The organism is Micromonospora sp. NPDC047670 (genome assembly GCF_043204915.1).
Lineage (GTDB): Bacteria > Actinomycetota > Actinomycetes > Mycobacteriales > Micromonosporaceae > Micromonospora.
In genome coordinates this window covers 663,730-683,102 of the sequence record NZ_JBIDDA010000003.1, presented here as the reverse complement: position 1 = coordinate 683,102, position 19,373 = coordinate 663,730, and the positions used below count along the sequence as shown (strand labels likewise).

Below are 19,373 nucleotides of genomic sequence, written 5' to 3'. Positions count from 1 at the left end.
CCGTCGGCTCTGGTGGAGGTGGGGCGTCGGGTTGGTCAGGTGTTGGCTGAGGGTCGGGTGGGGTTGGCGGATGTGGCGTTCACGTTGCAGGTGGGGCGTCGGCATTTCGAGCGTCGGCGGGCGGTGGTGTGCCGCGACGCCACCCAGGCCGCCGCCGCGCTGACCACGCGGCCGACCGCCGCCGTCGACTTCCGGCCCGGCCGTAAGGTCGCCTTCCTCTTCCCCGGCGGCGGCAGCCAGTACGTCGGCATGGGCCGGCAGCTCTACGCCACCGAGCCGGTCTTCGCCGAGCACCTCGACCGCTGCGCCGACCTGGCCGCCCCCCGGCTCGGCTTCGACCTGCGCGACGTGGTCCGCGCCCCCGACGGCGACCGGGCCGTGCAGGAGTTCCTCGGCACGTCCGCCGGGGTCACCACCGCCCTGTTCGCCGTGGAGTACGCGCTGGCCAGGCTGTGGCAGTCCTGGGGCGTGCACCCGGACGCGATGCTCGGGCACAGCAGCGGCGAGTACGTGGCCGCCTGCCTGGCCGGCGTCTTCGACCTCGCCGACGCGATCGACACCGTGGCCCTGCGCGGCCAGCTCATCGACCGGCTGCCGGGCGGCGCCATGCTCGCCGTGTCGCTGCCGGAGGACGAGCTCGCCGCCCGGCTGGGACCGGAACTCTCCATCGCCGCGGTGAACGCCCCCGGCCAGTGCACCGTCTCCGGCCTGGTCGAGCCGGTGCAGGAGCTGGCCGACCGGCTCGCCGCCGACGGGGTGGACTTCCGCCGGCTGCACGTGCAGACCCTCGGCCACTCGGTGGCCATGGAGCCGGTGCTCGACGAGTTCCGCGCCCACGTCGCCGGCCTCACCCTGCGCGAGCCGACCCAGTCCTACGTCTCCAACGTCACCGGCACCTGGATCACCCCGGCCGAGGCGACCGACCCGGGCTACTGGGTGCGCCACCTGCGCGGCACCGTCCGCTTCGCCGACGGGGTGCAGACCCTGCTCGCCGGCTCCGCCGACCGGATGCTGGTCGAGGTCGGTCCCGGCACGGTGCTCGGCGCGCTGGTGGGGGCGAACGGCGACGGCGCCCCGCCGGTCCTGCCGTCCGTCCGCCACCCCCGTGACTCCCAGCCGGACCAGGCGTTCCTGCTGGCCACCCTGGCCCGGCTCTGGGAGTCCGGCGTGGACGTCGACTGGGAGGGGTTCGCGGCCGGCCAGCCCTGCCGGCGGGTGTCCCTGCCGACCTACCCGTTCGAGCGTCGCCGGTACTGGATCGACGTGCCCGAGGACGGCCCCGTGCCCGTGCAGGACGACTCGGTGGCGCTGCGCCGGGCGCCGGAGCCGGTCGACGCCGGCCCGACCAGCCTCGACGTGGACCTCGGCAGCACCCTGCACCAGCGTCCCCACCTGACCACCGAGTACGTGGCGCCCCGCGACGACCTGGAGGAGTCCATCGCCGCCGCCTGGCGCGAGCTGCTCGGCTTCGAGACCGTCGGCGTGCACGACAACTTCTTCGCCCTCGGCGGCAGTTCCCTGCTGACCACCCGCCTGGTCACGCGGCTGCGGGAACGCTTCGCGGTGGACCTGCCGCTGGAGGAGCTGTTCAAGGCGCACACCATCGCCGCCCAGGCCACCATCATCCGTGCCCTCCAGGACGGCGCCCCCGATCCCGGAGCGCGCGGTGCTTCCGGGTCCGGAGCGGACGGCGCCCCCGCGCCAGGAGCGCGCGGTGCTTCCGGGTCCGGAGCGGACGGCGCCCCCGCGCCAGGAGCGCACGGTGCTTCCGGGTCCGGAGCGGACGGCGCCCCCGCGCCAGGAGCGCACGGCGGCGAGCCGGACGGGGCCGCGCGATGACCGTCGACGAGCAGCGCGGGGCCCGCCCCGCCCCGGCGCTGTCCCCGGCCAAGCAGGCGCTGCTGGCGGCCTGGTCGAAGGGGCGGCGCGGCAACCGCGACGAGATCCCCCGCCGGGGCGACGACGGCCCGGCCCCGCTCTCCTTCTCCCAGCAGCGGCTCTGGTTCCTCGAACGGATGGTGCCGGACAGCCCGGCGTACAACACGCCGATGGCCGTCGAGCTGCGCGGGCCGCTGGACGTGGCGGCGCTGCGGGACAGCGTGCAGCGCATCGTCGACCGGCACGAGGCGCTGCGCACCACCATCCGGGAGGCCGACGGCGAGCCGGTGCAGGTGGTGTCGCCGCCGGCGGCGGTCGACCTGCCGGTGACCGACCTGAGCGACCTCAGCGAGGCGGAAGGCGACGAGCGGGTGCGGCAGGCCCTCCAGGAGGAGGCCCGGCGGACCTTCGTGCTGGCGGTGGGGCCGCTGGTCCGGTTCGGACTGTTCCGGCTCGCCCCGGAGCGGCACGTCTTCCTGGTCAACTGGAGCCACCTCATCGCCGACGGCTGGTCGGGTCGGGTGTTCTCCCGGGAACTGGCCGAGTGCTACTCCGCGCTGGTCACCGGCGGCACGCCGAGGCTGCCCGAGCTGAAGCTCCAGTACGCCGACTACGCGGTGTGGCAGCGGGCCCAGATGTCCGGGCCCGAGCTGGCCCGGCAGGTGCGCTACTGGCGGGAACGCCTCGACGGCATCCCCGCGCTGCTGGAACTGCCCACCGACCGGCCCCGGCCCACCGTGCAGAGCTTCCGCGGCGACACCCTCCGGTTCACCGTCGACGAGCGGCTCACCGGGCGGCTGCGCGCCCTCTGCGCCGGCACCGACAGCACCCTGTTCATGGTCCTGCTCGCCGCCTTCACGGTGGTGCTCTCCCGCTGGTCGGGGCAGCCCGACGTGGTCGTCGGCACACCGGTGGCCAACCGCAACCGACCGGAGCTGGAGGACCTGTTCGGCTTCTTCGCCAACACCCTGGCGCTGCGCACCACCGTGACCGGCGATCCGACGTTCCGGCAGCTGCTGAGCCGGGTCGGCGCCGACGTGTCGGCCGACTTCGCCCACCAGGACCTGCCGTTCGAGAAGCTCGTCGACGAGCTGCAACCCGAGCGGAGCACCAGCCACAACCCGGTGTTCCAGGTGATGCTCGCGCTGAACAACACCCCGCCGCCGCGGGTCGACCTGACCGCCGACACCCAGCTCGTCGGGCTGGTCGAGGGGGACACCGGCTCGGCGAAGTTCGACCTGTGGCTCTCCCTGGCGGACGCCGGGGACACGTTGCCCGGCGGGTTGGAGTACGCCACCGACCTGTTCGACCGGGACACCGTCGAGCGGATCCTGGCCAGCCTGCTGCGCCTGCTCGACCAGGTCTGCGCCGACCCCGACGCCCCGCTGTCCCGGCTGGAGCTGATCGACGCCGAGGAGCGCGACCGCGTCCTGCGGGCGTGGAACGACACCGCCGCCCCGGAGCCCGCGCCGCGCGTCCTGCACGAGCTGATCGCCGAGCAGGTCCGGCGGACCCCGGAGCACGTCGCCGTCCGGCTGGACGACCGATCGCTCACCTACGCCGAGCTGGACCGCCGCAGCAACCGCCTGGCCAACCGGCTGCGGCGGCACGGCGTACGCCCCGACAGCCGGGTCGCGGTCTGCCTCGACCGCTCGCCCGAACTGCTGGTGGCGCTGCTGGGCGTGCTCAAGGCCGGCGGCTGCTACGTGCCGCTGGACCCGGACCACCCGCCCGCGCGGCTGGCGTACCTGCTCGCCGACTGCGGCGCCGAGATCGTGCTGACCGGCGACGGCGGGCGGGACGTGCTCCCGGCCGACGCGCCGCCGGCGATCGACCTGCACCGCGACGACTGCGCCGACGAGTCCGAGCAGGCGCCGGCCAGCGGGGTCACCGAGGACGACCTGACGTACGTCATCTACACCTCCGGCTCCACCGGGACGCCGAAGGGGGTGATGAACAGTCACCGCGCCGTGGTGAACCGGCTGCGCTGGATGCAGCGCCGCTTCGGGTTGACCGCCGGCGAGCCGGTGCTGCAGAAGACGCCCGCCAGCTTCGACGTCTCGGTGTGGGAGTTCTTCTGGCCGCTGCTGGTCGGCGCGACCGTCACCATGGCCCGCCCCGACGGGCACCGCGACCCCGGCTACCTGGTCGACCTGATCAACGACCAGCGGATCACCACCGTCCACTTCGTGCCGTCGATGCTCCGGCTCTTCCTCGACGAGCCGCGCTCGGCCACCTGCACCGGGCTGCGCCGGGTGGTGTGCAGCGGCGAGGCGCTGCCCCGCGACCTGGTCCGCCGCCTCCAGGAGCGGCTGCCCGCCCGGCTGGACAACCTGTACGGCCCCACCGAGGCCGCCGTGGACGTGACCGCCCACCGGTGCCCGCCCGGCGAGGACGCCACCGCCGACGTGTCGATCGGCGCGCCGGTCGACAACACCAGCATCTACGTGCTGGACCCGGCCGGGCGGCCGGTGCCGGTCGGCGTGCCGGGCGAGCTGTGCATCGGCGGCATCCAGGTGGCCCGGGGCTACCAGGGCCGGCCCGCGCTGACGGCCGAGCGGTTCGTGCCGGACCCGTTCAGCGGCCGCCCCGGCGCCCGGATGTACCGCACCGGCGACGTCGTCCGGTGGCGGCCCGGCGGCACCCTGTCCTACCTCGGCCGGGAGGACCTCCAGGTCAAGCTCGGGGGCATCCGTTTCGAGCTGGGCGAGATCGAGGCGGCCCTGCGGGAGCACCCGACCGTGCGGGACGCGGTGGTCACCGTGCGCCGCGACGCCGGTGGGGAGACCGGCGAGGGCCAGCTCGTGGCGTACGTGGTGCCCCGCGCCGGGGCACACCCGGAAGCGACCGCGCCGGCGACCCCGGACGAGGCCCCGGCGACCGACGACGTCGACGGCACCGTGGGCCAGTGGGCCCGGGTCTTCGACGACGCGTACACCGAGCCGGAGAGCCCCGACGCGGCGGAGAGCAACTACTCCAGCTGGAACAGCAGCTACACCGGCGACCCCATCCCGGCGGACGAGATGCGGCGGTGGGTCGACGAGACGGTCTCCCTGGCCCTGGCGGCGCCGCCCGGCCGGGTCCTGGAGGTGGGCTGCGGGCTCGGGCTGCTCCTGCTGCGCATCGCGCCGCACGCCGTGTCGTACCACGGCACCGACATCTCCCGGTTCGCGCTCGGCCAGGTCCGCTCCGAGGTCCGGGCCCGCGGCCTGGCGAACGTGACGCTCGACGAACGGGCCGCGCACGAGCTGGCGGACCTGCCCGCCGGGTCCTTCGACACCGTGCTGCTGAACTCGGTCGTGCAGTACTTCCCGGACGTCGACTACCTGCGGCAGGTGCTGGCGCAGGCCCGCCGCCTGGTCGCCCCGGGCGGCCGGGTCGTCGTCGGCGACGTCCGCAGCCTGCCGCTGCTGGCCGACTTCCACCGCTCGGTGGAACTGCACCGGGCCGACCCGGGGGCCGACCCGGCGGTGGTGCTCGCCCGGGCCGCCGCCCGTACCTGGCAGGAGGAGGAACTCGCGCTCGACCCGGCGCTGTTCACCACCCTCGGCGACACCCTGCCCGGCATCGCCGCCGTCGAGGTGCGGCTCAAGCCCGGCGGGTACGACAACGAGCTGAGCCGGTTCCGCTACGACGTGGTGGTCCACGTCGCCGCCGACCCCGCGCCGGACGCACCGGCCGGGCCGGAGCCGGCCGCCGACCCGCTGGGCTGGGACGGCGACCTGGCCGGCCGGCTGCGCGACCGGCTCGGGGAGGAACCGGCGGTCGCCGTGACCGGGATACCCAACGGCCGCCTCCGCGAGGTCGCCGCCCTGCGGGCCGGCGACGGCACCTGCCGGACGGTGGGCGAGCTGCGGGCCCGGATCGACCGGGAACCGGCCGGCGTGGACCCCGACGAGCTGTACCGGCTCGCCGACGAGCTGGGCGTGCGCGTCGTCGTCGCCCCGTCGGCCGCCGACCCGACCCGGATGGACGCCCTGTTCCACCGCGCCGACGTGCGCCCGTCGTGGCCGCCGGCGCCGCCGGTGCGCAGCGGCGCACTCGCGAACTGGCCCCGCCAGGCCCGACTGATGGGCGAACTCGGCCCGCGTTGGCGGGCGCACCTGAAGGACCGCATCCCGCGCTACGCGGTGCCGGCGGTGTTCGTCCCGGTGTCCGACATCCCGCTGAGCCTCAACGGCAAGGTGGACTGGTCGGACCTGCCGGCGCCGCCGCCGGTGGCCGCCCGGGACCGGGGCGAGCACGTCGCGCCGGCCGACGGCACCGAGCAGCTCGTCGCCGACATCTGGGCGTCCGTCCTCGGCCTGGAGCGGGTGAGCGCCACCGCCAACTACTTCGAACTGGGCGGGGACTCGATCCGGGGGATCCGGGTGATGGCCCGGGCCAACCGGGCCGGCCTGCCGCTGGTGCCCCGGGACCTGTTCGCCCACCCGACGGTGGCGGAGCTGGCGGCGGTCGCCGACGCCCGCCTCGCCGAGGGCGGCGTCGCCGACGGCCCCGCCGGGGACGCCCCGGAGCCGCCGGGGGACTGGGGCCTGTCGGAGCGCGACCGGGCCCGCCGGGAGCGGCTGCTGGCCGATCCCGACGTCGAGGAGGTCTTCCCGCTGGCCCCGTACCAGACGCACATGCTGCGTCGGCTGGTCACCGACCCGCGGCCCGGCGAGTTCCTGGTGCAACGCGTCGACACCCTGCGCGGCCCCATCGACGTGGCCCTGCTGCGCCGGTGCTGGGCGGGACTGGCCCGCCGGTACGCCCTGCTCCGGACCATGTTCGTCTGGACCGACCTGGACGAGCCGCTCCAGGTGGTGCGGCGCGACGTCGAGCTGCCCTCCCGGTACGAGGACTGGACCGGGCTCACCGCCGCCGAGCAGGACGCCGCGCTGGCCCGCTTCCTGCGCGAGGACCAGGCGGTGGGCTGCGGCCCCGACGACCCGGCCGGCATCCGGCTGTTCCTGGCCAAGGTGGACGAGGACGCCTACCGGACCGTGTTCAGCTTCAGCTATCTGCGGATGGAGGGCTGGAGCCTGAGCGTCTTCCTCAGCGACGTCATCGGCGAGTACCACCGGCTGCTCGCCGGCGAGACCCCGCAGGCCGGCACGGACGTGCCGTTCAGCCGCTACGTCGCCTGGCTGCGCCGCCGCGGCGTCCCCGCCGACACACCGGCGTTCTGGCGGGACATGTTCGCCGACGGCTGGACGCCGACCCCGCTGGCCGCGTCCGCGCCCGGCAACCGCCCCGGCGCCCAGCGCGGCTACGCCCGGCAGCACCTGCACGTGGACGCACGCGTGACCGAGGCGCTGCGGGACACCGCACAGCGGCTCCGGATGCCCCCGAACACGCTGGTCCAGGCCGCCTGGGCGGCGCTGCTCGCCCGGTACGCCGGCCGCGCCGAGGCCACCCTGGGGGTCTTCTTCAACGGCCGCCCGGCGGACCTGCCCGGCGTCGAGGACCTGACCGGTCCGACGATGAACGTGCTGCCGATGCGGGTGCGGCTGCCCGAACCGGACCGGCCCGTCGTGGACCTGCTGTCGCACGTGATGACCGTCGGCGCCGACGCCGCCCACCACCAGTACGTGGCGCCGGAGCAGGTGGCGGCGTGGGCCGGCTGGCCGGCGGACCGGCCGATGTTCGACGCGTACCTGGTCTTCCAGAACCTCGACCCGACGCTGTTCGGCTCCACCGAGCGGGTCCCGACGTTCTTCAGCCGGCTGGCGGAGCCGTTCCGGCTCGACGTGATGCCGGGGGTGGAGCTGGGGCTGATCCTGTCCTACCACCGCGAGCTGCTGACCGACGAGTCCGCCGCCCGGGTGCTCGACGACCTCGTGGCGACGCTCGCGGCGGTCACCGCCGACCCGTACCGGCCGGTCGCCGAGGCGCTCCGGCCGCCCGCGCGGCCCGCCGCCGGGAAGGTGCTGCTGGTGGAGGGCGAGCTGGGCGGCCACCAGATCAAGGACACGCCGTTCCCCGTCCCGGCGGCGGCGGCGGCGGAACCACGGTGACGGAGGTACCCATGTCCTGGATGGTGCCGATCGGCGCCGCCGACGCCGACGCGCTGCGCCGCCGGGCCGCCGAGGCCGCCGACCGGCTGGCCGCCGGGGCCGAGCCGACCGCGCGGGACGCGCCGGCGGGGGCGGCGCACCGGCTGGTCGCCGCCGGCGGGGACCGGGCGTCGCTGGTGGCGGCGCTGCGCTCGGCCGCCGCCGGAGAGCCCACCGACGGGGTACGCACGGCCACCGGCGTCGACGCCCCGCGCCTGGCGATGGTCTTCTCCGGGGAGGGCACCCAGTGGCCCGGCATGGGCGACGGGCTCTCCGGGTGCGCCCCGTACGCGGACGCCCTGGACCGGTGCGACGCCGCCGTCCGTGCGCTGGGTGGCTGGTCGGTCGTCGAGGAGATCCGCCGGCCGGCGGCGGCGAGCCGGCTGGCCGAGACGGCCGTCGCCCAGCCGGCGATCGTCGCGGTGGAGATCGGCCTGCTCGCCCTGCTGGACAGCCTCGGGGTGCGACCCGACGTGGTGATCGGGCACAGCCTCGGCGAGATCACCGCCGCCCACGCGGCCGGGGCGCTCAGCATCGAGGACGCGATGGCGGTCGCGTACCACCAGGGCCGGATGTTGCAGCGCGCCACCGGCGGCGGCGGGATGCTCGCCGTCGGCCTCTCCGCGGAGCAGGCCACCCGGCTGCTCGCCGACCTGCCTCCGGGGCTGTCTTTGGCGGCGGTCAACGGCCCGGCGAGCGTGGTGCTGTCCGGGGAGCGGTCCGCCCTGGACGCCGCCGCGGCGCGGCTGGCCGCGGACCGGGTGTTCCACCGCGACCTCGGCATCAACTACGCCTTCCACAGCCCCCAGATGGAGCCGTTCACCGGGGAACTGGTGGCGGACCTGCGGCCGCTGCTGCGCAACGGGCCCACCACCACCGACATGGTCTCCACCGTGCACGGCGACCTGGTCGGCGGCGACCGGCTGGGCGCGGAGCACTGGGGGATGCTGTCCCGCCGCCCGGTGCGCTTCCTCGACGCGGTGGCCCGCGCCGGCGCCGCCGTCCACCTGGAGGTGAGCCCCACCCCGGTGCTGCGCACCGCGCTGCTGCAGTGCCTGGGCGGGCGGGTCGGCACCACCGTGCTGGGCTCGCTGCGCCCGGACCGGGACGCCGCCGAGGCGGTCCACGCGCTTGCCGCCGACCTCTACCTCGCCGGCCTGCCCGTCAGCTGGGACGCGCTGCCGGCGGTGTCCCGGACCACGGCCGGCCCGGCCGGCGAGCCGGAGCGGGTCTCGGCCGGGTCGTCCGTCGTGGAGCGGCTGCGCGCCGGCAGCCCGGCCGGGCTCGGCCACCGGGTGCGCGAGTACGTCGTGGACCGCGCGGCGGAGGTGCTGGGCCGCGACCGCACCGAGATCCCCGCCGACGCGGGCCTGTTCGCCCTCGGCTTCGACTCGCTGACCGCCGTCCGCCTCGCCGAGCGCCTCGCCGCCGACCTGCGCCCGCACGTCGCGGTGGGGCCGACGGTGGCGTTCGACCACCCGAGCGTCGCCGACCTCGCCGCCCACCTGACCGCCCGGCTCGGCGGCGGCGACGCGGACCGGTCGGCGACCGGGCCGGCGGCGACCCCGGCCGGTCCGGGCCGGGCGCCGGCCGCGGACGAGCCGATCGCCGTGGTCGGCATGGCCTGCCGGGTGCCCGGCGCCGACGGCCCGGACGAGTTCTGGCGGCTGCTGCGCGACGGCGTCGACGCCACCGGTCCGGTGCCCCGCGACCGCTGGGACGTCGACGCGCTGCACGGCGACGACCCCCTGGAACCGGGCACCATCTACGCCCGGCGCGGCGGCTTCCTGCCCACCGTGGACACCTTCGACGCGGACTTCTTCGGCATCTCCGCCGTGGAGGCGGAGAGCATGGACCCCCAGCAGCGGCTCCTGCTGGAGGTGGCCTGGGAGGCGCTGGAGCACGCCGGGATGCCGGCGGACCGGCTGCGCGGCACCCGCAGTGGCGTCTTCGCCGGCCTGTCCATCGACGACTACAAGGGACTCCAGATCGCCGACCCGGCCCGGATCGACGGCTACACCGGCACCGGGAACCTCTTCTGCGTGGCGGCCGGACGACTGTCGTACGTGCTCGGGCTGCGCGGGCCGTCGATGGCGGTCGACACCGGCTGCTCCTCGTCGCTGGTCACCGTCCACCTGGCCGCCCAGGCGCTGCGGAACGGCGAGTGCGACCTGGCGCTGGCCGGCGGCGCGCACCTGATGCTCGCCCCGGACATCACCCTCTTCCTCTGCCGGGCCGGCGCGCTCGCCCCGGACGGCCGGTGCAAGACCTTCGACGCGGCGGCGGACGGCTACTCCCGGGGCGAGGGCGCCGGGATGGTGGTGCTGAAGCGGCTCTCCGACGCGATCGCCGACGGCGACGACATCCACGCCGTGCTCGCCGGCTCGGCGGTCAACCACGACGGCGCCAGCAGCGGCCTGACCGTGCCGAACGGCACCGCGCAGCAGGAGCTGCTGACCGATGCGCTGCGCGCCGCCGGCCTCGCCCCGGCCGACGTCGACTACCTGGAGGCGCACGGCACCGGCACCCCGCTCGGCGACCCGATCGAGCTGCGCGCCGCCGCCGTCGTGCTGGGCCGGGACCGGCGCGACCCGCTGGTGGTCGGCTCGGTGAAGACGAACATCGGTCACCTGGAGGCGGCCGCCGGCGTGGTCGGCCTGATCAAGACGGTGCTGGCGCTGCGGCACCGGTGGATCCCGGCGCACCTGAACTTCCGCACCCCCAACCCCCGCCTGCCCTGGGACGAGCTGCCCCTGACGGTGGCGACCACCGGCCGGCCCTGGCCGGAGGGGCCGGACGGCCGGCCCCGGGTCGCCGGCGTCAGCTCGTTCGGCATCGGCGGCACCAACGCGCACGTGCTGCTCGCCGAGCACCGCCCCGCGACCGCCCCGGCCGCCCCGGCGCCGGCCGCAGCGGCCGGTCCCGCCGGCTCGGCCGACCGGGCCGACGCGGCCGACCACGCCGACCCGACCGGGCAGCAGGGCGACGACGCGCGCGGCGACGCCCTGCTGCTGCCGCTCTCCGCCGGGTCGCCCGCCGCGCTGCGGGCCCTCGCCGGCCGCTACGCCGCCCACCTCGACCGGCATTCCGAACTGTCCGCGTCCGCCGTCTGCGCCGCCGCGGCCCGGTTCCGCGCTCCGTTGCGGCACCGCCTGGCCGTCACCGGCGCCGACCGGGCGGAACTGCGGCACCACCTCGACCGGTACGCCCGGGGCCGGGCCGACGACCTCGTCGAGGGCGAGGTGCGCGGCGTCCCCCGGATCGCGTTCGTCTTCCCCGGTCAGGGCTGCCAGTACCCGGGGATGGGCCGGGAGCTGTACGACACCGAACCGGTGTTCCGCGCCGCCCTGCGCGAGTGCGCCGACATCCTCGGTGAGCACCTGGGCGACGACCTGGTCCGGGTGCTCCACGACGGCGGTGAGCTGCTGCACCGCACCGGCTGGACCCAGCCGGCCGTGGTGGCCGTCGAGTACGCCCTCGCCCGGCTCTGGGGCTCCTGGGGCCTGGAGCCGGCGGTCGTCCTCGGGCACAGCGTCGGCGAGTACGCGGCGGCGTGCGTGGCCGGCGTGCTGCCGCTGGAGCAGGCGCTCCGCCTGGTGGCCGTACGCGCCCGCCTGATGGACGCGCTGCCCGCCGGCGGCCGGATGCTCGCCGTCGCGGCGGACGGGGCGGCCACGGAGGCCGTGCTGGCCGGGCACCCCGACGTCTCCGTGGCGGCCTACAACGGCCCGGCCGAGACCGTCGTCTCCGGCCCGGCCGGCGCCGTCGAGAGCGTGGCGCGGGCCCTGGCCGACGCCGGCGTCCGGCACCGCGACCTGCGGGTGTCGCACGCGTTCCACTCGGCGCTGATGGACCCGGTCCGCGCCGGGCTCGCCGCCGAGGCGGCCCGCATCCGGCCCGCCGAGCCGCGCGTGGACCTCGTCTCCACGGTGACCGGGCGGCTGCTCGACGGCCCGATGGACGCCGACTACTGGTGCCGCAACGCCCGCGAGCCGGTCCGCTTCGCCGAGGCGGTGGGCCGCCTCGCCGAGCTGGACTGCGGGCTGGTGCTGGAGCTGGGCCCCGACCCGGTGCTCGGCACGCTCGCCCGGCGCGGGGCGCTGGTGCCGCGGGGCGCCCGCTGGGTGCCGACGATGCGCCGGGGCCGCGCGGACGCCGCCGTCACCCGCGACGCGCTGGGCGCCGCCTTCTGCGCGGGCGCGCCGCTGGCCTGGGAGCGCGTACACCCGGACGCCCGACGGGTGCCGCTGCCGACGTACCCGTTCCAGCGGCGCCGCTTCTGGCGCGACACCCGCCTCGGGGCGAGCCGGCCCGCCGACACCGGTCCGCTCGGTGAGCGACTGCGCTCGCCCGCCCTCACCGGCAGCGTCTTCGAGCAGGTCGTCGGCCCCGAGCTGCCGGAGCGGCTGACCGACCACGGCCTCTTCGGCGCGAGCGTCGTCTCGGCGGCCAACCACCTCGCCGCGATCCTCGCCGCGAGCGCCGCCGACGGGGTGCCGAGCGCCGAGGTCACCGACGTGACCTTCCCCGAGCCGCTCACCCTGACCGCCGGTGAGCGGGTCCAGATCCAGGTGCTGCTGGGCGCCCCGGACGGCCCCGCGCGGGCCGCCGAGGTGGTCAGCGCGGCCGGGGGTGACCCGGCCCGTTGGCGGGTGCACGCCACCGGCACCGTGCGGCCGGCCGGTCCGGCGCCGGCCGGAGCGGACCGTCCCCGCGACACCCCCGGCACCGAGGTGGCGGACCTGGAGGAGCGGATGCACGCCGCCGGCTACCGGCTGGGCCCCCGCTACCGGTGGCTGGAGTCGGTCGTACGGCACGGCGACGAGGCCGACGCGACGCTGCGCCGCCCGCGCGTCGTGCCGCCGTCCCCGCGACCGGAACCCGGCCTGCTCGACTCCTGCCTGCGCCTGGTCCTGGCGCTCGCCCCGCAGGCCCTGGCGACCGACGGCGGCGGGCTGGCCGTCCCGGTCGGCGTCGACCGGCTCGTCTGGTACGCGCCCGGGCCGAGCGCCACCGGCGACGACGACCTGACCTGCCGGGCCCGGCTCCGGTCGGCCACCCCCGACGGCGACGACCTCGTCCTCGACGTCACCCTGCGGGCCGCCGGCCGGGTCCGCCTGGTCGTCGACGGCCTGCGGCTGCGCCGGGTACGCCGGGACGCGCTGCTGCGCGGCGGCGACGCCGGTGACCGCCTGCGCCACCGGATCGACTGGCGTCCCGCCGACCCGGCCCCGCAACGGGCGACGGGCGGCACCACCGGCGGCTGGCTGCTCCTGGCCGACGGCGGGGGCGTCGCCGACCGGGTCGCGGCGGCCGTGCGCGACGGCGGCGGGACCTGCCGGACGGTCGGGCCGGCGGCGGCCGCCGAGCACCCCGGCGGGCTGCCCGCCCTGCTGGCGGAGCCGGGACCGGAGCCGCTGCGCGGTGTCGCCCTGTTGTGGCCCCTCGACGACGGCCCCGGCGTGCCGGGCGGCGCCGCGGCGCTGCACGACCGGCAGGCTGACGGCGCGCACGCCGCGCTGCACCTGCTGCACGCCCAGGCCGCCCGGCACCCGGGGGCCCGGCTGGTGCTCGTCACCCGCGGCTGCCAGCAGACCGACGACGCCGCCCCGGTCGACCCCACCCACGCCGCCGTGTGGGGGCTGGGCCGGGTGGCGATGACCGAGCGGCCGGACGCCGACATCGTCCTGCTCGACCTGCCGCCCGACGGCGCCGACCCGGCCGCGGACGCCGCCGCCGTGCTCGCCGCGCTGACCTCCCCCGCCCCGCCGCCGCAGCAGGCCGTCCGCCCGGCGGGGACGCTCGCGCCCCGCCTGCTGCCGGCGCCGGCGGACCGGCCGGAGAGCCTGCCCGTTGACCCGGACGGCGGCTACCTCGTCACCGGCGGCACCGGCGGCCTCGGCCGCCGGGTCGCGGCCTGGCTGCTGGAGCGGGGCGCGGGCCGGGTGTGGCTGCTGTCCCGGGGCGCCACGACCGTCGCGGACGCCGAGCCCCTCCCCGGCGAGGGCGACCGGGTCCGGACCCTGACCTGCGACGTCACCGACCCGGTGGCGCTGGACCTGGCGGTGGCCGCCGCGCGGCGCGCCGGCCCGCCGCTGCGGGGCGTGGTGCACGCCGCCGGCGGTCTCGACGACGCCCCGCTCGGCGCGCAGACGCCCGACCGCCTCGACAACCCGCTCCGGCCCAAACTGGCCGCCGCGCAGCTGCACCTCGCCACCCTGCACGACCAGCTCGACTTCTTCGTGCTGTTCTCCTCGCTGGCCGGGGTGGTCGGCACCGCCGGCCAGGCCGGGTACGCCGCCGGGAACGCCTTCCTCGACGCGCTCGCCGGACACCGGCGGGCCCTCGGGCTGCCGGCGGTCAGCATCGCCTGGGGCCCGTGGGCGGAGACCGGGATGGCGGCCCGGCTGGGCGCCCGCGAGCGGGACCGGCTGACCGCCTTCGGCCTGCACCCCCTCGACCCGGCCACCGGCCTCGACGTGCTGGCGGGTTCCGCGGCCGGGCCGCCGTGCCTGGTGGTCGCGGACGCCGACTGGTCGCGGCTCGCCGGGCACCTGCCGCGGCGGTGGCGCCCCGGCCCCTACGCCGAACTGGTCGACGCGGCCCCGGTGACCCCGGCCGCCGGGGCGGGCACCGGCCGCCCCCACCGGGCGCCGGAGAGCCCGCGCGAGCAGATCCTCGCCGAGATCTGGGCGGAGATCTTCCGGGTCGACCGGGTCGGCGTCACCGACAACTTCTTCGACCTCGGGGGCGATTCGATCCTCAGCCTCCGGCTGGTCGGGGCCGCCCGCCGGGCGGGCCTGCGGATCGCCGAGGCCGACGTCTTCGCCCACCCGACCGTCCGTGACCTCGCCGCCGTCGCCGTCGACGACCGGGACGCCGAGGACCGGGACGCCGGCGAGCGCGCGGACGCGGACGCCGTCCCGGCGCCGGGCGAGCACCCGCCCGGGGAACGGGCGCCGGCGGGGAAGGGCCGCCGCGCACCCGCCGACCTGGCCGCGTTCGCCGACGCCGGGCTGGACGCGAGCGACCTGACCGCGCTGGCCGCGCAACTGGCCGGGGCGACCTCCGGCCGGCCGAACGGACGTCCCACCGCACCCGAGACGCTGAGGAAGGACAAGCCGTGACCGTTCCCGGAGTCGACAACATCTACCGGTTGTCGTACATGCAGGAAGGGCTGCTGTCGCACAGCCTCGCCGACCCCCGGGCGGCCTTCTACGTCGACCAGGTCGAGTACCGGCTGCACGGGCCCGTCGACCCGGACCTGCTGCTCGCGGCGTGGCAGGCGCTGACGCAGCGGCACGCGGTGCTGCGCACGTCGTTCCACTGGGAGGACATCAAGCAGCCCGTCCAGGTGGTCCGGGAGCACGTCGAGGTGCCCATGGAGACCCTCGACTGGCGCGACGTGCCCGCCGCGGAGCTGCCGGCCCGGCTGGAGGAGCGGCTGCGCGCCGACCGGCTCCAGGGGTTCGACGTCCAGCAGCCGCCGCTGGTCCGGCTGACCCTCATCCGCACCGGCGAGGAGGACTACACGTTCGTCCTGCGCTACCACCACCTGTTGCTGGACGCGTGGTCGGCGCTGATGGTGCTCGACGAGGCGTTCGCCAACTACGACACGCTGGCCGCCGGGCGGAAGCTGGAGACCAGGCCGGCGACCTCCTTCCACGAGTACGTCGGCTGGGTGCGGGCCCAGGACCTCGACGCGGCCCGCCAGGCGTGGCGGGAGGCGCTGCGCGGCGTCACCGACTCGACCACCCCGGCGTGGATCCGCCCGGCCGACGGCAGCGCGCCGGAGCCGTCCGGGCGGGACAACCCGGAGCAGGTGCTGCACGTGCCGGCGGAGACCGTGGCGGCCCTGCGCGAGCTGGGCCGGCGTCGGGAGGTGACCCTCGGTTCCCTGCTCCAGACCTGCTGGGCGCTGGTCCTGCGGGCGCACAGCGGGCGGGACGACGTCGTGTTCGGGGGCACTTTGTCCAGCCGGCCGTCGGACGTGCCGGGGGTGGAGCAGACCGCCGGCCTGTTCATCAACACCCTGCCGGTGCGGGTCCGCTTCGATGCGGCCCGCTCGGTCCTCGCCACCGCCGTCGACCTGCAACACGAACAGGCGGCGCTGCGCCGGTACGACTTCAGCCCGCTGGAGCAGGTGCAGCGGTGGAGCGAGGTGCCCCCGGGCCTGCCCCTGTTCGACACCATCATGACCGTGCTCAACCTGCCCGGGGTGGGTGTGCTGCACCGGCGCAGCGGCGCGGTGGAGATCCGCGACGGGCAGTACCGCTACCGGACCAACTACCCGCTGTCGGTGCTGGTGATCCCGGAGGGGGAGCGGCTCGCCGTCCGGGTCGGCTACGACCCCCGACGGGTCGGCCACGACGCCGTGGCCCGGCTGCTCGGGCACCTCGCGACGGTGGTCGACACCGTGGCGACGCGCCCGGACACGCCGGTGCGGGACGTCGACGTGCTGACCGACGCCGAGCGCGCCACGGTGGCCGGCTGGAGCGGGACGTCCGCGCCGTACCCGGACGCGACGACCGTGCACCGGCTCGTCGAGGAGCAGGCCGACCTGGGCGGCGACCGGATCGCGCTGCGCGCCGGCGGCGAGTCGGTCACCTACCGGGAACTGGACCGCCGGACCAACCGGCTCGCCCGGCACCTGCGCGGTCTGGGCGTGGGACCGGGCACGCCGGTCGCGCTGTGCCTGGGGCGTACCCCGGAACTGGTCGTGGCGATGCTCGCCGCGCTCAAGGCCGGCGGCTACTTCGTCGCGCTGGACCCCGACCACCCGCCGGCCCGGCTGGCCGACATCCTCGCCGACGCCGGCGCGGCGGTGGTGGTCAGCGACCGGCGCCACCGGGGTGGCCTGCCGCGCGCCGGGGTGGAGACCGTCCTGCTGGACGCCCACCGGGACCGGTACGCCGACCTGGCCGACGACCGGTTGCCCGAGTCGGCGGGCCCCGACGACCTGGCCTACTCCATCTACACCTCCGGCTCGACCGGCCGGCCGAAGGGCGTGCTCGTCCCGCACCGGGGGCTGTGCAACGTGATCGCGGCCCAGCGCGCGCTCTTCGGGCTGGGCCCGGACGACCGGGTGCTGCAGTGGGCGTCGCCGACGTTCGACGCGTCGGTCTTCGACGTGGCCATGGCCCTCGGCGCGGGCGCCACGCTGCACCTCGCGCCGGCCGAGCGGGTGGCGCCGGGGCCGGACCTGCGGGACCTGCTCGCCACCGAGCGGATCACCGCGCTGACCATCACCCCGTCGGCCCTGGCGGCGGTGCCGGTCGCCGCCCTGCCGGAGTTGCGCACGCTCGTCCTCGCCGGCGAGGCGCTGCCGGCGTCGCTGATGCGGCAGTGGCGCACCAGCGGGCGCCGGGTCTTCAACGCGTACGGCCCGACCGAGGCGACGATCTGGGTCTCGGTGCACGAGTGCGGCCCGGAGGACGAGGCCCCGCCCATCGGCCGGCCCATCCCGAACGTCACGGTCCGGGTGCTGGACGCGGCGGGCCGCCCGGTCGGCATCGGCATCCCCGGCGAGCTGCACGTCGGGGGCGCCGGACTGGCCCGGGGGTACGCCGGGCGCCCCGACCTGACCACCCAGCGGTTCGTGCCGGACCCGTTCGGCCCGCCCGGTGCCCGCCTCTACCGCACCGGCGACCTGGTGCGCTGGACCGAGGACGGCGCGCTGCGTTTCCTCGGCCGCACCGACCAGCAGGTCAAGGTGCGCGGCCTGCGCATCGAGACCGGCGAGGTGGAGGCGGTGCTGCGCCGGCACGACGACGTGGCCGAGTGCGCGGTGGTGGCCCGCGCCTCGGACGGCACGGACGGCACGCCCGACACCCTGGTGGCGTACGTGGTGCCGGCCGGCGCGGCGCGGGTGGACGCGGAGAAGCTGCTCGCGCACTGCGCGCAGGTGCTCCCGGAGTACATGCTGCCCGGCGCCGTGGTGTCGCTCGACCGGCTGCCGCTGACCAGCAGCGGGAAGCTCGACGTGCGCGCGTTGCCGTCGCCGCGCGACCTCGCCGGGGAGGGCGGGGCCGAGGCCGGCGAGATGACGGTCACCGAGCAGGCGGTGGCGACGCTCTGGGGCCAGGTGCTCCAGGTGGACGGCCTCGGCCCCGACGGTGACTTCTTCGCCCTCGGCGGGACCTCGATCAAGGCGACCCAGGTGGTGTCGCGGGCCCGCCGGGCGTGGCAGGTGGACCTGCCGATCCGCAGTGTTTTCGAGAACCGCACGGTGGCGGCGTTCGCCGCCGCCGTGGAACAGGCACTGGCCGCCCAGATGGATGACGACGATCAGGAGGTGCAGGATGGCGACGACCAAGGCGTGGGTGCTGCATGCCACTGAACCGGGGAGCGAGCCGACCCGGGGACAGCTGACGCTGGAGCAGATCCCGGTGCGCCGGCCCGAGGAGGGCGAGGTCCTCGTCGAGCCGCTGGTGGGCTGCTGGGAAGCCAACATGGAGCACGCGATCTCCCGGCACCCCGTGGACGTGGCCCGGCAGCGGGGCGACGACAAGATCGTCCTCGGGACCTGCGGCGTGGTGCGGGTGCTCGCGGCCGGACCGGGCGTGCGGGACCTGCGCGAGGGGCAGCAGTGCCTGTGGATCCCGTTCGGGGTGATCGACCGCAACGGCTACGCCGAGCGGATCTGCGCGTACGACGCTCCGGGCTCGCCGGGGCTGCTGTCCGGGCGGTTCGTCACGGAGGCGCGGCTGCTGGTGCCGTTGCCGGAGCAGAGCCGTTACCCCATCGAACGCTGGGCGCCGTTCGCCCGGTACTTCACCGCGTGGGACAACTGGCGGGTGGCCCGGCGCTGCTGGGAGGCGCAGGTCGACGACCACTGGGACGAGCCTCCGCTGGTGATCGGCTGGGGCGGTGGCGTGGTCTGGGCGCAGCTGGAGCTGGCCCGGCGGGACGGCTTCCGGACGGCCATGGTCTCCGGCCGGGACAGCCGGCTGGCCGCGATCGCCGCCACCGGCGCCGTGCCGATCGACCGTCGCGAGTTCCCAGACCTGGACTACGACGTGGCGAAGGCGTCCGGTGATCCGGACGCGATGGACCGGCACAAGGATTCCAAGCGGCGCTTCGTCGAGCGGGTGATGGAGATCAGCGGCGGCCATGGCGTCTCGATCTTCCTGGACAACATGGGCGGTGGGCTGCACCGGGTGACGTTGCAGTCGCTGGCCCGCGAGAGCGTGCTCGCCACCGTCGGTTGGAAGCACGGCATGCGGCTGTCGAACCTGCGGGCGGTGGAGTGCATCGGCCGGCACATCCACGTGCACACCCACGCCTGGCGGTTCCAGGACTGCCGGCGGATCCGGGACGTGCAGGAGAGCACCGGCTGGTTGCCCGAGATCAACGAGCCGGTGACCTCCTTCGACGCCATCCCGCAGCTGGCCGACGCCTACTCCCAGGACGCCTTCGACAGCTACTTCCCGCTCTACGAGGTGACCCCTGCCTGAG

5 protein-coding genes are annotated in these 19,373 nt (G+C 76.5%); all 5 read left to right on the top strand.

Going from position 1 to position 19,373, the window contains the following annotated elements; genetic code table 11:
- A partial coding sequence (locus tag ACGF7U_RS11050) for an acyltransferase domain-containing protein (RefSeq protein ID WP_393105261.1) occupies positions 1–1,839 on the top strand: 1,839 nt, incomplete at its 5' end.
- Entirely contained in the window at positions 1,836–7,877 is a 6,042-nt protein-coding gene (locus tag ACGF7U_RS11045; RefSeq protein ID WP_393105259.1) for an amino acid adenylation domain-containing protein, read from the top strand. The genes ACGF7U_RS11050 and ACGF7U_RS11045, both read left to right, overlap by 4 nt.
- A gap of 11 nt (positions 7,878–7,888) precedes the next feature.
- The gene (locus ACGF7U_RS11040; RefSeq protein WP_393105257.1) at positions 7,889–15,043 is read left to right on the top strand and encodes an SDR family NAD(P)-dependent oxidoreductase; all 7,155 of its coding nucleotides are present in this window, start codon (positions 7,889–7,891) and stop codon (positions 15,041–15,043) included.
- Positions 15,040–18,255 (top strand): amino acid adenylation domain-containing protein, encoded by a 3,216-nt coding sequence (locus tag ACGF7U_RS11035; protein ID WP_393105255.1) that lies wholly within the window; start codon positions 15,040–15,042, stop codon positions 18,253–18,255. The genes ACGF7U_RS11040 and ACGF7U_RS11035 overlap by 4 nt, the downstream gene beginning before the upstream one ends.
- The gene (locus tag ACGF7U_RS11030) at positions 18,218–19,372 is read left to right on the top strand and encodes a hypothetical protein (protein ID WP_393105253.1); all 1,155 of its coding nucleotides are present in this window, start codon (positions 18,218–18,220) and stop codon (positions 19,370–19,372) included. The genes ACGF7U_RS11035 and ACGF7U_RS11030 overlap by 38 nt, the downstream gene beginning before the upstream one ends.
- Position 19,373: the final 1 nt, after the last annotated feature.